18 protein-coding genes and 1 tRNA gene are annotated in these 14,722 nt (G+C 40.1%); 12 read left to right on the plus strand and 7 right to left on the minus strand.

The features are described from left to right. The first annotated feature begins 216 nt into the window (after positions 1-216). The 3 genes from HMPREF0556_RS01720 to trmL all read left to right on the plus strand — a co-directional run bounded on the left by HMPREF0556_RS01720 (position 217) and on the right by trmL (position 2,046). Positions 217-287, plus strand: a tRNA-Gly gene (locus HMPREF0556_RS01720). Positions 288-376: 89 nt separating this feature from the next. Beyond that, positions 377-1,531, plus strand: a complete 1,155-nt coding sequence (queG, locus tag HMPREF0556_RS01725; RefSeq protein WP_003754891.1) for a tRNA epoxyqueuosine(34) reductase QueG — start codon at positions 377-379, stop codon at positions 1,529-1,531. Positions 1,532-1,536: 5 nt separating this feature from the next. Beyond that, positions 1,537-2,046 carry a tRNA (uridine(34)/cytosine(34)/5-carboxymethylaminomethyluridine(34)-2'-O)-methyltransferase TrmL gene (trmL, locus tag HMPREF0556_RS01730; protein ID WP_036106150.1) on the plus strand — a complete coding sequence of 170 codons (510 nt, stop codon included), beginning with the start codon at positions 1,537-1,539 and terminating at the stop codon, positions 2,044-2,046. A 91-nt stretch (positions 2,047-2,137) separates the two neighbouring features. On the opposite strand, the gene HMPREF0556_RS13285 is transcribed toward trmL, so the two are convergent. Both HMPREF0556_RS13285 and HMPREF0556_RS01735 read right to left on the minus strand, forming a co-directional pair. Continuing rightward, positions 2,138-2,299, minus strand: a complete 162-nt coding sequence (locus tag HMPREF0556_RS13285; protein WP_115345763.1) for a lmo0937 family membrane protein — start codon at positions 2,297-2,299, stop codon at positions 2,138-2,140. Between the two features lie 79 nt (positions 2,300-2,378). Then, positions 2,379-2,843 carry a low molecular weight protein-tyrosine-phosphatase gene (locus HMPREF0556_RS01735; protein WP_003754896.1) on the minus strand — a complete coding sequence of 155 codons (465 nt, stop codon included), beginning with the start codon at positions 2,841-2,843 and terminating at the stop codon, positions 2,379-2,381. 242 nt (positions 2,844-3,085) lie between these two features. On the opposite strand from HMPREF0556_RS01735, the gene HMPREF0556_RS01740 reads away from it, so the two are divergent. Continuing rightward, positions 3,086-3,742, plus strand: coding sequence for a serine hydrolase domain-containing protein (locus HMPREF0556_RS01740; RefSeq protein ID WP_050776974.1), 657 nt, complete (start codon positions 3,086-3,088; stop codon positions 3,740-3,742). A 367-nt stretch (positions 3,743-4,109) separates the two neighbouring features. On the opposite strand, the gene HMPREF0556_RS01745 is transcribed toward HMPREF0556_RS01740, so the two are convergent. Continuing rightward, positions 4,110-4,856 carry an SMI1/KNR4 family protein gene (locus HMPREF0556_RS01745; protein ID WP_003754904.1) on the minus strand — a complete coding sequence of 249 codons (747 nt, stop codon included), beginning with the start codon at positions 4,854-4,856 and terminating at the stop codon, positions 4,110-4,112. A 290-nt stretch (positions 4,857-5,146) separates the two neighbouring features. On the opposite strand from HMPREF0556_RS01745, the gene HMPREF0556_RS01750 reads away from it, so the two are divergent. Both HMPREF0556_RS01750 and HMPREF0556_RS01755 read left to right on the plus strand, forming a co-directional pair. Then, the gene (locus HMPREF0556_RS01750; protein WP_003754905.1) at positions 5,147-5,617 is read left to right on the plus strand and encodes a Dps family protein; all 471 of its coding nucleotides are present in this window, start codon (positions 5,147-5,149) and stop codon (positions 5,615-5,617) included. Positions 5,618-5,824: 207 nt separating this feature from the next. Then, positions 5,825-6,115, plus strand: a complete 291-nt coding sequence (locus HMPREF0556_RS01755) for a HesB/YadR/YfhF family protein (protein ID WP_003754907.1) — start codon at positions 5,825-5,827, stop codon at positions 6,113-6,115. 254 nt (positions 6,116-6,369) lie between these two features. Here HMPREF0556_RS01755 and HMPREF0556_RS01760 read toward each other — a convergent pair whose 3' ends face one another. Beyond that, positions 6,370-7,590 carry a CynX/NimT family MFS transporter gene (locus tag HMPREF0556_RS01760; protein ID WP_003754908.1) on the minus strand — a complete coding sequence of 407 codons (1,221 nt, stop codon included), beginning with the start codon at positions 7,588-7,590 and terminating at the stop codon, positions 6,370-6,372. A 17-nt stretch (positions 7,591-7,607) separates the two neighbouring features. Next, positions 7,608-8,270: a FadR/GntR family transcriptional regulator gene (locus HMPREF0556_RS01765; RefSeq protein ID WP_040486381.1), complete on the minus strand. Its 663-nt coding sequence runs from the start codon at positions 8,268-8,270 to the stop codon at positions 7,608-7,610. Positions 8,271-8,396: 126 nt separating this feature from the next. Here HMPREF0556_RS01765 and HMPREF0556_RS01770 point away from each other — a divergent pair, with 126 nt between their 5' ends. Beyond that, positions 8,397-9,449 carry an AI-2E family transporter gene (locus HMPREF0556_RS01770; protein WP_003754912.1) on the plus strand — a complete coding sequence of 351 codons (1,053 nt, stop codon included), beginning with the start codon at positions 8,397-8,399 and terminating at the stop codon, positions 9,447-9,449. A 45-nt stretch (positions 9,450-9,494) separates the two neighbouring features. On the opposite strand, the gene HMPREF0556_RS01775 is transcribed toward HMPREF0556_RS01770, so the two are convergent. Both HMPREF0556_RS01775 and HMPREF0556_RS01780 read right to left on the minus strand, forming a co-directional pair. Next, positions 9,495-10,385, minus strand: coding sequence for an alpha/beta hydrolase (locus tag HMPREF0556_RS01775; protein WP_003754913.1), 891 nt, complete (start codon positions 10,383-10,385; stop codon positions 9,495-9,497). Positions 10,386-10,399: 14 nt separating this feature from the next. Continuing rightward, a complete protein-coding gene (locus tag HMPREF0556_RS01780; RefSeq protein WP_003754915.1) occupies positions 10,400-11,215 on the minus strand; it encodes an alpha/beta fold hydrolase in 816 nt (271 codons plus the stop codon). Between the two features lie 138 nt (positions 11,216-11,353). Between HMPREF0556_RS01780 and HMPREF0556_RS01785 the strand changes: the two genes are divergently transcribed. The 5 genes from HMPREF0556_RS01785 to nagA all read left to right on the plus strand — a co-directional run bounded on the left by HMPREF0556_RS01785 (position 11,354) and on the right by nagA (position 14,721). Further along, a complete protein-coding gene (locus HMPREF0556_RS01785; protein WP_003754917.1) occupies positions 11,354-11,809 on the plus strand; it encodes a DUF4064 domain-containing protein in 456 nt (151 codons plus the stop codon). 95 nt (positions 11,810-11,904) lie between these two features. Beyond that, the gene (locus tag HMPREF0556_RS01790; RefSeq protein WP_003754918.1) at positions 11,905-12,135 is read left to right on the plus strand and encodes a hypothetical protein; all 231 of its coding nucleotides are present in this window, start codon (positions 11,905-11,907) and stop codon (positions 12,133-12,135) included. Positions 12,136-12,314: 179 nt separating this feature from the next. Next, positions 12,315-12,629, plus strand: coding sequence for a lmo0954 family membrane protein (locus HMPREF0556_RS01795; RefSeq protein WP_040486382.1), 315 nt, complete (start codon positions 12,315-12,317; stop codon positions 12,627-12,629). A gap of 16 nt (positions 12,630-12,645) precedes the next feature. Beyond that, positions 12,646-13,461 carry a PspA/IM30 family protein gene (locus tag HMPREF0556_RS01800; RefSeq protein ID WP_040486383.1) on the plus strand — a complete coding sequence of 272 codons (816 nt, stop codon included), beginning with the start codon at positions 12,646-12,648 and terminating at the stop codon, positions 13,459-13,461. A 114-nt stretch (positions 13,462-13,575) separates the two neighbouring features. Further along, on the plus strand, positions 13,576-14,721 hold the full coding sequence (gene nagA, locus HMPREF0556_RS01805; RefSeq protein WP_003754921.1) for an N-acetylglucosamine-6-phosphate deacetylase: 1,146 nt from the start codon (positions 13,576-13,578) through the stop codon (positions 14,719-14,721). The last annotated feature ends 1 nt before the right edge of the window (position 14,722 follow it).

Below are 14,722 nucleotides of genomic sequence, written 5' to 3' on the forward strand. Positions count from 1 at the left end.
TGAGGTTCCCCCTTTCACAAAGCTTATCTTTAGTTTGACAGAAGAACATGAAAATACGTTAAAAATTTCCAATGAGTTTTGTCATAATAGCGCTTTCTTTTATTGTAAAAACAACTACTGAAAAAGTCCATCTAATTATTTTTAGGAAAGCTATTGCCAAAATGGCATAGAAATGTTATTATATAAAAGTTGTTAAAACACTAAAGCTTTTACCGTGCGGGTGTAGTTTAGTGGTAAAACTACAGCCTTCCAAGCTGTTGTCGTGGGTTCGATTCCCATCACCCGCTTTATAATAATTCTGTTATCAACGCAGTGTTTCGAACTTTTAAAAAGCGAAGCATTGCGTTATTTTATTTGGAAGAAAGGGCGGAGAATAATGACCACACAAACTCCTATCGATTACGAGCAGCTCAAACAAGAGATCATTGCCTACTCCAAGACGATTGGCATTCAAAAAATCGGTTTTACAACCGCAGAACCTTTCTTATTCTTGAAAAAAAGGTTGGAAAAAGCAAAAGAAGAAGACGTTCTTACTGGCTTTGAACATCCCAATATCGATGAACGTGTCTACCCCGAGTTGATTTTTGAAGCGCCCCAATCGATCATTGCGATCGCGCTGGCTTATCCATCTAAACTTAAAGAATCGCCCGTAAGCAAACGGGAAGCAAGACGCGGTGTCTTTGCGAGAGCTTCTTGGGGCACGGACTATCACACGATCCTCCGCGAAAAATTAGCTTTACTAGAAGCCTTTATCCAAGAAAAAGTTCCCGAAGCCAAATTCAAATCAATGGTCGATACTGGCGAACTCTCTGACGTCGCTGTAGCAGAACGCGCCGGTATCGGTTGGAGAGGCAAAAATACGCTATTGATCACTCCGGAATATGGCTCCTTTGTTTATTTAGGCGAAATGATCACAAATCTGGCTTTCCCGGCCGATCAGCCAATGGAAGATCTTTGTGGCAGCTGCAATCAATGCGTCAAAGCCTGCCCAACAGGATCACTGCTTGGCGAAGGAAAGATGAATCCAAAGATCTGCCTCAGTTATTTGACACAGACAAAAGACATGCTACCGGAAGAATATCGCGAAATAATCCATAATCGGTTGTACGGTTGCGATACTTGCCAAGTCGTCTGCCCATTTAATCGTGGTCATGATTTCCACCTCCATGAAGAAATGGAACCAGATCCGGAATTAGTCCGTCCTGAACTAAAGCCGCTACTGTCACTATCAAACAAAGAATTCAAAGAGAAGTTCGGAAAAATGGCAGGGTCTTGGCGTGGGAAAAAACCGCTTCAGCGCAATGCATTACTTATTTTAGCACGTTACAAGGATCAAACTGCCGTTCCTGACATCATTCAATGCCTTGAAAAAGATCCGCGTCCAGTGATTCGTGGGACTGCTGCATGGTCACTTGCGAAGATCGGTGGTAAAGAAGCAAAAATCGCAATTTATCGGGCAAATCAAGTAGAAGAAAATGAAGAAGTCCAAGCAGAAATCAAACGAGCAATCCAAATTATAGAAACAAGGTGAAACTATTGGCAAATCATATCGTATTATATCAACCGGAAATTCCAGCAAATACAGGAAATATCTCACGCACATGCGCAGGAACAGATACGTTCCTCCATTTGATCCGACCACTCGGCTTCAGTACCGATGATAAAATGCTCAAACGAGCAGGACTAGACTATTGGGATAATGTGAAATTAGTTTATCACGATTCTTTAGAAGCATTCTTGGAAGCAAGTAAGGACGGCGAACTCTATTTTATCACTAAATTTGGTCGCCATGTATATAGTGATGTATCTTACCAAGATACAAACAAAGATTACTATTTTATTTTCGGAAAAGAAACGACTGGTTTACCGGATGAACTATTACAGCAACATGAAGAAACGTGCCTGCGCATTCCAATGACAGATAAAATCCGATCACTTAACCTCTCTAATACCGCTGCTTTGGTAATCTATGAGGTATTACGCCAACAAAATTTTGGTGCGCTCGAGCAAGCTCCAAATTATGAACGCCAAGTATTTACAGATTGAGAATTTTAAAAAACAGCCTTGCATAAGGCGGTTGAAATCGTAAAAAAAGAAGCCTTCCAGCGAAGACTTCTTTTTTATTTGTATCCAAGTTTTATTTTCGCTTATTACGCGCTGACTGGATAAGATTCCAGATGATTAAAAGCACGACGATTATCAATAAGATATGCACTAATCCACCAGCAACATGGAAAACAACACCCAATAACCAGAATACGAATAAAACAACAATAATTCCCCAAATTAATCCTAGCATAAGTAAAAACCCCTCTTTCTTTTGCAACATTTGATTGTACATAGAGTATAATTCCCCGTTTAAGAGAGGCTAAACATTTTTAGAGTTGATAATCTTTTTTTATGGTTTCTAATAAGTAATGACAACCCTCCGAAACTAGCCTTTCAGTTTCATCAAAATTCCCCGTATAATAGGGATCAGGAACGCTTGCCTCTTGCTTATCAGGAACAAAGCTCATTAAACTTTTCACAGTTGCTTCTCCCTGATCAAATGATTCTAAATCTGCCATATTTTCTGCATCCATGCCGATAACATAGTCATTCTCCGTAAAGTCTGCTTGCGTGATTTTCCGCGCTCGCATCTCGCTAAAATCGATTCCGTGCTTTGCCAATACCCGTTGTGTACCTTCATGAGGCGCATTTCCGAGATTCCAGGTCCCAGTAGCAGCAGAATCCACTTGGATCTTATTCTCCAACCCCGAATCAGCGACAGCTTTTTTAAATAAACCTTCTGCCATTGGAGATCGGCAGATGTTGCCTAAACATACAAATAAAACATGAATCATTGCAAAAACTCCTTTATAGTCGACATGTACTCGAAGCGAATCATATTTTCCTACCAGAACGTCAACGGATTTTTTATAGGTTTACTATTAGTTTATCATAAACAAACTTTTTTCTGCCAATCAGTGATTTGTCGATAAGTAAACAGCGGGCAACAAAAGTGCTTTCTTTTCAGTAGAAAAACCATTACAATTTTAAGAAAGACAAATCATGCTGAAATAATAGCAGAATGGGGGGAGAGTATATGGCGGGGATAAAAATCGATCCTGATTTTTCAGGTGTTTTATTAGAAAATAAGGGGACACAAACGATTTTAAAAACATACGGGTATCGGGATAAAGCAAATAAATTAGTCAATGAGGAGCAGACTAGATTTGGCACGGCATCCCTTGGTAAAATATTTATCGCTGTTGCCATCATGCAGTTGATTGAAAAAGAAAGTATTCATTTTGATACCACGATCGATACATTTTATCCAACATCATTGGGGAACGTAGACTTGACGATCACCATTCAGGAACTTCTTACCCATACTTCCGGCTTGCAAGATTATTTTGATGAAGAAGTGAATGAAGACTATGAAGCATTATGGAAGGAACTACCCAATTATTCTATCAGAAAAAACAAAGATATCTTTCCGCTCTTTATTCATAAAGAAAAAGAAACCACCAGAAGAGGCAGTTTTATTTATAATAATGCGGGCTATGTAGTCTTAGCTGATATCATCGAACAGCTAGCAGCAATGCCATTTGATCAGTACCTAGCCGAAAATATTTTTCAACCATTAGGCATGCATGACACGGGCTACTTTGAAATGGATCAGCTTCCCGGCAACACTGCTTTCGGATATATCAAAGAAGAAAATAACCGCTATCGGACCAATATATGCGATCGACAGTAAGGGGACCGGGGCAGGTGGATGCTATACGACTGCTGGGGATATCCATACATTCTGGGCGGGATTATTTTCCCATCAACTGTTATCTGAAAAATATGTCGCAGAAATGATCAAACCCCACATCGAACAAAATAAACAGAAATTCGGGATCGGTCTTTGGCTGGCGCAGTCTCATACAGATCATGTCTTCGCTTATATAGAGGGAAGTGATCCGGGAGTCTCCTGTATTTCGCTTTATGGATTAACTGTCCCTAATAGCCTCACGCTACTAAGCAATTGTGAAGATAATGTTTGGCAAATAGCGCGAGATTATTTGAAAACACAATAACTGCTGCCAGGAAGTAATCAGGCAGCAGTTTTCTTTCAGCATTCATGAATGCCATTCTTTATAGCTTTCGTTCAATTTTTCATTCTCCTGTTCGCTAGTCAGCAAGCGCTCTAAAAGGTTGTCCACTTGTTGGCGCGGCAATTTGCGCTTGAAATACAAAATTTGATTTTCAAGCAGCTCCACAGCGAGTTTATCATAGATGTTCTCCTCTCTGTCGACTAATTGCTCGATTTGTTGCAGATACCATTCCTTATCTGCCTCATCTTCCAAAACAAAGAGAATCGTTTTCCGTGTCTGCCAATTCCCCATTGCCAACATTTGTTCCAGTTTCGCCCTTGGATAAGTAAGAAGCAGAGCGTGATCGAACGGCGAGAAATAAAGCTTGTTTACGAAAGCTGCAAAAGAATCTCCCACCTTTAAGACTTGAAGCGTTTCAAAATCCGTATAAACAATTTCCGGTTCGCTCTCGTCAGAATGATAAGAAAAACCGATATATCTTTTTCCATCTTGGTGAAAATACACTTGCCTTCCCGGAATCTCTACTTCTGCTTCTTCATCGATTTTAAGGAGCAACCGCTCTAATCCAGTTATTTCATAAATTTCTCCATGATCGATGCCGTAAGAAGTCGGCTCCGATGTGGGGAAATGATTTTTCTTGATTAATCCGCCATTTTGTTCTTGAATGAGAGTTTTGTATAAAGCAGGGAGCTTGAGCTGCTGACTTTTCTCAAATTCCGCGATGGCCTCTTCTGTACAACCTTGATTTTGATTGCTGATCCATAATTCCATCTCGACACCTTCCTTTCTCCTTATTATCCCAAAAAAATAAAAAAGTACAATGTTTGCCGTGAAAAAATTTTGGGAACGATATTACTAACAAGCATTAAAATAAAATGGGATTTCCCTAGTAGATTGAAAAGTAATAACATGCTATTATCGAAATAAGCGGTACCTCGATTATGGCAAACATGTTTATTGCATCACATATGTGGGAAATATAAAAAGTAGTGGACAATCCTTAAAATTTAATTTATAATTAATATAAATTAATAATAATTCTAATCTAGGAGGAGATATTTATGAAAACAATTAATTCAGTAGACACAAAGGAATTCTTAAACCACCAAGTAGCTAATTTAAATGTATTTACGGTGAAAATCCATCAAATCCATTGGTATATGAAGGGTCATAACTTCTTTACGATGCACGAGAAAATGGATGATTTATATAGCGAATTTGACGAACAAATGGATGAAGTAGCAGAACGTTTACTTGCTATCGGCGGCAAACCATTTTCTTCTTTAAAAGAATTTTTGGAAAATGCTAGCATTGAAGAGGCTCCTTATACGAAAGAAAAATCGATGGATGAATTGATCGGCGACTTAGTTAGTTCGTTGGAATTGCTACGTGATGAATATCAACAAGGTATCAAGTTAACAGAAGAAGAAGGCGACGATGTAACCAATGATATGTTGATCGGCTATAAAACAGAGATCGATAAACATATTTGGATGTACAAAGCATTTCTTGGAAAAGCACCGTTAGAATAAGAAGGCATTCCAAAAGAGGGGCATCAGCTCCTCTTTTTCTATTTCTATCGATATCTGTTATATTACAAAATAACACAATATTCACTGTATTAAGACAAAAAGGTTTAACTTTTTTGAAAAACGTGTATAATAGAATTAACTTACATGCAAAGTAGAGGCATTTTAGTAAAAAGTATCCTATAATACAATGGAAAAGGAGTGGCGATAATGAAAATAGAAATCACGGAAGAAGCAAACAAATGGTTCCATGACGAGTTCAATGTGGAGAATGGAAACGGTATTCGGCTTTTTGCGAAGTATGGCGGCTCTAACAGTTCCCTACATCCTGGATTTTCCATTGGTCTTGTTGCAGAAAAACCAAGTGAAGCTGTCGTGGAAGAAAAGCAAGATAACGTACTTTACTTTATTGAAGATCATGACTATTGGTATTTTAAAGATCACGATTGGAAAATCGATTATGAACCAACTACAGAGGAAATCTCTTTCTCGTTTTCATAAACTAAAGAAAAAGCCTTGCAGATTCGCTTTTTAGCAAAGCTGGCAAGGCTTTTTTTATTTGATTACAAATGAGAGAAACTTTTTTTAACTTTAATCAAATTTTCATTTATTTTTCAGAACATTCTCTTTTTAAAAGATTATAGTAGTAGTAAGCTAACAACAAGCAATAAATTTTCATTTCTTTCCCTTTTAGAGTGAAAATCCCAATTCCCTTGAGTCAGTGCGGTTTCCCCTTTTTCCCGCGCTGGCTTTTTTTATAATTTTTTATCCCTTGCGGCGCCAAGACCAAAGAAGAAGAGTAGTATTACAACAGCGACTAATAACCACATCGTAACTGCATAGCTGCCGCTCCAATCATGTAGCGCTCCGAATAATGTCGGGCAGATCGCGGCGATTAGATAGCCGATCGATTGTGCCATTCCTGATAGATCTGCTGATTGTTGGGCCGTTCGTGTCCGCAAACTGAAGAACATCATGGAGAGGCTGAATGCTGATCCGCCTGCGACCCCATATAAAATCGCGGCGATGATAACGATCACCAAATTTCCTGTTTCCATCATAATGCCACCAAGACCGATCAGCCAAAGTACCGTTGTGAGGATGACCAAGAAAATTTGGTTTTTCATTTTCCCAGCAATGATCGGCATAATAAAGGTGATTGGCATAACAGAGAATTGTAGGATAGATAAGACGATCCCGCCTGTTACTAGATCGATACCTTGTTCAGCCAGGATGTTCGGTAACCAAGCAACAGATACATAAAAAATAGCCGATTGTGCGCCCATAAAGACAGTGACCTGCCAAGCAAGAGGCGATTTCCAAATACTTTTATGTGCGGCGTGGAGATTTTTCGTATTCTTTTTCTCCATACAATTATGGCGTAATTGCAGGCTCCATACGATCAAGGCGATAATGGAGATCGTACCAAACAGCCAAAGTGTTCCTTGCCAGCCAAAATGTTTGTTTCGAGCGATCGGTGTCGCTAATCCGGAAGCAGTGGCAGCGATCAGATTCATAAAGATCGAATAAACACCTGTCATCAAACCAAGCTTAAATGGAAACTCTTTCTTGATAACACTTGGGATCAAAACATTTCCAGCAGCGATTCCAATTCCGATCAACAAGGTCCCAAATAATAGGATAGAGATATTACCTAACGGTCTTATCAAGTTCCCAAGCGTAATGGAGATCAAAGCGAGGAATAGGACGAGTTCCACACCATATTTGCGGCTCCATTTCGATACAAATGGGGAAATAGCTGCAAAAGCTAACAATGGGAGTGTTGTTAAAAAGCCGGCTAATGTACCGGAAAAATGGAGATCATTCCTGATCGTGCCTACTAATGGACCAAGAGTCGTAATCGGTGTCCGCAGGTTGATAGCGATCAGCAAAATTCCGAGGACTAATAATGTTTTTCTGGTCTTTTCTCGTTGTTCCTTTTCGTGTAACGGGATCGTTTCTTGATTTGATTGCATAAAAATACTCCTTCTATCTAAATTCGCTTTTTGAATGTGTGGATATAGTGATCGATTTCTTGCATAGCGGCTTCCTGATCACGTACTTTGATTGCTTGAATGAGTTGCTGATGACCGATCGTGTAGTTATCGGCAAGAGAGACCGTTTTCTCGATACTGATTTTCATCTGTTCGACGATATTGGTATACAACGTAAGCAATAGCGAGTTATGTGCAGCTTTGACAACAGAAATATGCAGGCTGATATCGGCATCGACAAAGCTGTCAAGTTCACCATCGGCAACAGCAGCGCGGCAGGCATGCATCCACTTCTCCATTTCGAGCATATCCTCGTCGGTGTAGCGAGCACAGGCCAACACTGCAGCTTCCTTATCTAAGGCATGACGAACATCCAAAATATCCGCGAGCGTTGATTTTGACAAACGGCGCTGCAGGATCGCATTCAATTCATCGCTGTGTGTGACAAAAGTTCCTTCGCCCTGTTTTGTAGTCAAAAGTCCAACATGAACCAGTGCGCGCACGGCTTCTCGTAATGTGTTACGGCTGATCCCAAATTGTTTCATCAGTTCTGTTTCGTTAGGGATCTTGCTACCGATCTGCCATTCATTATCATGGATTTTTTTCTCCATTTGACTATATACTTGTTCCACGAGTGTTTTCCGTTCGACTTTATCCAATATTTTCCCCTCCTTAAAGGTAGGATGATTGGACTATTGTAAAATAGATTTTTATTTTTGTAAACCTCATTGCATAAGAATGGAAGAAAATATGGTAAGATAAAGAAAGAAATCAGAGGGGTATGAGAAATGGAAAATATTCAGAAGTTATTTCACAACAAAAGTTTTCAGCGGGTACTGACATTTATTCTGTTGATCGGTATTCTTTATTTGTTGCGCAGTGAATTGAATCTTATCTTATTGACATTTATCTTTGCATTTATTGCCACGAGATTGGAACGCCTGATTTTACGTTGGGTCAAAATTCCGCGCAAATTGATTGTTGTTATTTTGTACATATTGGTGACACTGGGGATATATGCGGGAATTACACATGTATTGCCTGTTCTGATCAAACAAATCTCGGAATTAGTAGATCTAGGGGTGAAATTGTATCATCATCCGCCGCAAAATGGCTTTACCGACTGGTTGTTAGATACAACTAAAAATTCCCATATCCAATCCTATCTCCGGCAAGGGGCGGACCTGATCATGGATTCGTTGAAAAGCTTCGGCGCACTCGGCATGTCGTTCTTTTTAGCGCTTATCTTGAGTTTGTTTTTCTCCTTGGAAAAAGAGCGGGTCGCCAAATTTACTGCCCAATTCCAAACGAGCAAATTAAGCTTTTTATATGATAATCTTGCTTATTTTGGTAAAAAATTCGTTTCGACTTTTGGCGTTGTCCTTGAAGCGCAGTTGGTAATCGCCGTTATCAATACATTGATCACTTCGCTGGCATTATTCTTAATGGATTTTCCGCAAATGCTAAGTCTGGTCATTATGGTTTTCCTATTCGGATTGATCCCAGTTGCCGGCGTGATTATTTCTTGCATTCCGCTTACGGTCATTGCGTATACGATCGGTGGGGTAGAAGACGTTATTTATCTGTTGATCACGATCGTGGTTGTTCACTGTATTGAAACGTATTTCCTCAACCCAAGATTGATGGCTTCTAAAACAAGCTTGCCAATCTTCTATACCTTTATCGTCCTGATATTTTCCGAAAGTTATTTCGGTGTGTGGGGACTGATCATTGGTATTCCAGTATTCGTGTTCTTACTTGATATCCTCGACGTTCGCAACGAGGAGCAGAAGCAGAAACATACTTTCTTTGGAAATCGGAAAAAAACACAGCATAAATAACCATAAAAAGACCGATAAAGTAATTATTACTTTATCGGTCTTTTTTTAATCCCAAAGGAAATCAGCGATCCATTTATCTACTTTTTCACTGTCGTGTAAGTTAGAATGTTTGCCTTCCTTCCCGGTGATGATTTTTTCTTTATAACTGGCTGCCCGTTTGTAAATGAATTTCCCGGAGAGTGCGCTTGCTATAGAAACCGAACCGTCACTTTTGCGACCATCTTTCGTATCACCGGCGACGTTCAGGACTTCTAGTTTATTTGAAATAACGGAGCTGTTTTTCAGCAATTCGGCATAGCGTTCTGATTGCATGGCAGGACCTGTTGGTGTTAAGTCGTAAGGAGTCTTGCCATCATCGCCGATCGATAAGCCGTTTAAAGGAGCACCGAGCAGTGCAACTTTTTTAACAGAGGGAACACTTTTATTGGTGGCATTTTTTTCGATATAATCAGTTAAACTCACGCCACCCATTGAATGACCAACGAGATTGACTTCTTCGATATGATAAACGTTTTTTAGATCGATCATGGCATCTTTGATCCATTCACTTTGATTGACCATCGAACTTTTATTGTCTGCAAAAAGGAGCTGGATCAACGGATTTTTGGCATATTTGTCAAACGTGCCTTGGATTGCTAAATTACCATCGGGTTTGACTGTGATAACGAGCGAGCGGCTGCCTAAATTTTTGGAGGAAAATCTGTCGATCATCGGACCAAAGCTGCTTTTTCCGCCAGAATAGCCATGGATAAAGAGAGTGGGTGTCGTGATCTCTTTTTTTGCGGTCTCTTTGCCGGCGATTTTCGCCTGTGGCTGTGGGGTCGTTTTTGTTGTTTCCTTCTTCTCGGGTGATCTTGTCGTGGTCGTGTGGAAAATAAAACCGATGATCACTAGGAAAATCACTGCGATCAGAAGACTAGGGATATTTTTCTTCATGTGTTACTCCTTTCTTACCGCCATAAAAAGTTACCTATGTAGTTATCAACGATAGGTAATTCATGCAGCGCAGAATGATTTGCATCTTTGCTTTTTAGGATGTGTAGCGTTAATTGTTGTTTGGTAAAGATCTTCTTTCCGTAACGAACACTGGCTGCGCTGACCTCACCGTCACTTTTGCTGCCGTCCAGAATGTCGCCGCCGATAATCAAGATCTGCGTTTTTTTCGGGAGGACTTGACTGATACGCTTGGCAAATCGGCCGTGTAGGTAAGAAGCGTGGTCGATTACAACTTCTTCAGAGCCGTTGAGGTATTCTTCTGGATAAAACGGAACGCCTAAAAAGACGATTTTATCTGCCATTGGATAAACGGGATTGTCGCCTTCCGTTGCGAGATAAGAGATCCATGTCCCGCCACCCATTGAATGACCGACTGCATAAAATTTTTTGATCGCGTAATGTTTTTTTAAATAGCGCATGGCTTTTTTTGTCCACGCCGATTGCTGTGCGATGGAAGCACGATTATCATCGAAAACGATATTTATTAAGGGATTTTTAGCATCAGTAGGATAGCTTCCTTGCGTATGGAGCTTGCCAGATGTATCGACTCGAATATGAAGTGACTCGGTGCCCCAGTGGTATTTCTCGGAAAAACGTCTGATCATGCCATGAAAAGAACGATCATTACCGGCATAGCCATGGATAAACACAGTGGGAATATGACGATTAGTTACTTTGAGCGGGGCAGGCTGCATTTTTATGAGGATAAAAACAGAAGCACCCACTAAGAGTAGCGGTATTAAAATAGTAAAGCTGAACCGCTTTAGCATGCCGATCTTCCTTTCTTTGTGAAAATGTTACTTCTATACTATAACTTTTTTTCTGGAAAAACGCACGGAGCAAGCAACTTAAAATAGTAGAAAAGTTAATTTAATTATGTAATAATAAGCGGGAGAGGGGGATTTCACATGATAAAACGAACTGGTGAAGTAACACTAGCAACTATTGGTCTGATTCTTGGGGCGATTTTACAAGGATTATTCTCTTTGGTAAGCAGCTGGGTAGGAAATATCACACAAAGTAATGCGGAAAGTTCGGATTTCGCAGCGCGGTATGAATCAGCGTTACGTGATGCTAATGTTTCGCCAAGCGACGCGCCAGATGTACATACGGTTATTACCGGCCTGCATACGTTTGGAACTTGGTCATTGATCATTTTGATAGTCACAGTTATCATTTCCGTCTTGGGTATTTATTTTATCATTGGCAATAAAAAGCCTGTACTTGCAGGGATCTTATTTTTGGTAGCAGCGATCGTTGTTTTATTAGCTACTCTGTTCGTAGGATTTATTCCGGCAATTTTATTATTTATCGCCGCGCTAATGAGTTTTATCCGCAAACCAAGACCATTCGCTACATTATAGCTGTTTTTAAAATCCCTTGCTGCTCGTGTAGCGGGGGCTTTTTTGTTTGTAAATGAGGAAAGAGGGAAACGAAAGATAGATAAGGAGGAATCGCTATGAAAAAAGGATTTTGGATAGCGGGTTCTGTGATCGGACTAGTACTGCCCTTGTACCTTCTCAAGAAAAAAGACTTCGCAAACCGTGCCGCATTTGATGTTAGTTCCATTAGGAATCGTGCGGTAGAAGGATTGTTGACAGAGGAAGCGACGATGGAAGAAGCTGACATGGTGTCAGAAGGTGCGCTCACGACCGTTCGCTATGAAAATGAACGTCAAGAATTGGAATAGGTTACCATCAAAGCGACCCTGCCTCTTAGGATCGCTTTTTTTACAAGTAAAAGTTAAAATTAAGTCGCAAGTTGTATATAAATTTACACCCTTAGCTACTTTCCTATTACTTGGTCAAAAGGTAAGATAGAGATACAATAAAGAAAACACTTAGTATTGTGGAAAAGAGGAGGATCAAGATGCCATTAATCATTATTGGGATATTAGCGATTTTTCTTATCTCCCTGATTTTTATGTTCTTGTGGCCCGTTATTATCGCGACACTTGGCGCTTTACTCGCTTATTTTTCTTTCCGTTATTTAAGAAAAGCACGCGGCTGGGGAGAAAAGATTCTATATGGTATTTTAGCTGTTATCGGAGTACTTCTGATCTTGGCACATTTAAAAGGCATTTTAGCCGTAGCGGTCATTGCCGCGATTATTTATTTCTTTACAAAACGAAAACGCCCTCGCAAAAAAGACGACAGCACATTCGATTACCCATATGACAAATAAATTGGAGGAAAATAAAATGGCAAACTTATTTGACAAATTAAAAGAATTGAACCAATCGTTAAACAATAAATTAGACGAACGCACAGAAAAGAAACGCAGCTCGGTTGCTTACTATATGGATCAGACTAAAAGTGAAATAAAAGAGATCGAAAAAATGGTAGAAAAACAACGCGAGTTGAAGTCGCTTTTCTATAAAGAATACCAAGAAATGGAAACATACTTGGAGAAGAGACGCTATCAGAAAAAATTGGCAGAAGAAGCAGAAGAAACCAAACTTGCTGAATTTGTACAAAATGAGATCGATCAATACGAAGTGCAGCTAGCAGAAACAAAAGAGCATTATCAAAGTGCAAGTTCACAACTAGAAGAACTGGAAACACGAATGCAAGAAATGCGTTTGAAATGGAAAAACTTGAAAACGAAACATTTGGCTGAAATCGCCGAAAAAAATGCAGAAGCCACTTCTAAAAAAATGGATAAAGTGATCCATGATATGAGCTGGGGAACCGTGACGGACTATCACGAAGCACAAAAACAGCGCGACCTGGAAGAAACTGCCCGCAAACGTGAAACGATCACAAAAGAACTTTCCCAGTCCTTCGATGATTTGATGGACGAACTTAATCGTAAGTCCCAAAAAAGCAAAGTAGTCATCAAAGATAAAGCGAGTCAATTCCATGATATGATCGATGACATGATCGAACAAGAAAAAATCAATTTCCGCAAATCCAAAGATCCATCAATGGAAGAAAAATTGAGCGATCTTGAAAAACGTGCGAAAGAGAAGCCTTCTGATACAGAAGAGCAAGATGAAGATACACAAGAAAAATAACTAGCTGAGGCTGAAACGCAGAAATGTGTTTCAGCTTTTTTTTCGCAGATTTCTTGCATTTTGGCATAATCGTGCTATAATAATTGGTATAGACCAGTCGAGGAGGAATTTGGTATGATTACAAAAACAATCATCAATGCAACGATATACACTGGCAAACAAGTTCTAGAAAATGCGTATGTTCGTTTCGATAAAACTGTCCGCGAAGTAGGCAGCATGCAGGACTTTATCGCCTTAGACAAAGAAGAAGTCGTAGATGCAGAGGGGAAAAAATTAATTCCCGGCTTCATCGATGTCCATTCGCATGGCGGTTACGGTTTTGATGCAATGGACGCAGATGCGGATCATTTGAAGAAGCAAGTCCGCAATATGCTGCGTGAAGGAATCACTACCTATTTCCCAACCACGATGACACAATCCCATGAAAATATTGAAAATGCGCTTCGGGTCATTGGTGAAGTAGCAGAAGAAGAACCGGTGATTGGTGGGATCCATTTAGAAGGACCTTTCGTTTCACCAGTATTCAAAGGTGCACAGCCGGAAGAATTTATCCAAGCACCGGATTTAGAACTATTTAAAAAATGGTTTGACATCTCAAAAGGCCAAATCAAATTAGTAACTTATGCTCCGGAACATGAAACGTCGGCAGCATTTGAAAACTTGTGCTTAGAGCTGGGTGTTGTACCAAGTGTCGGGCACTCGAATGATGTTAGAGAGCATTTGAAGACAAGTAAGGCTTCCCATGCCACACATCTTTATAATGCTTGCCACCGTATGACTCACCGTGAACCAGGAGTTCCCGGACATGTATTGCTAGAAGACGGGATCAACGCAGAATTGATTGTTGACGGCATCCATGTGCATCCTGACATGTGCAAACTCGCTTACCAAATGAAAGGCCCGGAACACATCAGTATCATTACGGATTCAATGCGGGCGAAAGGAATGCCAGAAGGAAAATCCGAACTAGGCGGCCAAACGGTTATCGTGAAAGATAAGCAAGCTCGGTTAGAAGACGGTACCTTAGCAGGAAGCGTGTTGACATATGACGATGCTTTCCGCAATATGATCAAATTCACAAATTGTCCGATCGAGCATGCTGTATTGATGTCTTCGGTCAACCAAGCAACGGAATTCCATTTAACGACTAAAGGCGGTATCGCAGCTGGTAAGGATGCAGATTTCAATCTTTTAGACGAAGATCTAAACATCGTTTCCACATACTCCTTTGGACAATTATTTAATAGAGAGGACGTTTAAT

The sequence above is a fragment of the Listeria grayi DSM 20601 genome (assembly GCF_000148995.1).
GTDB lineage: Bacteria > Bacillota > Bacilli > Lactobacillales > Listeriaceae > Listeria > Listeria grayi.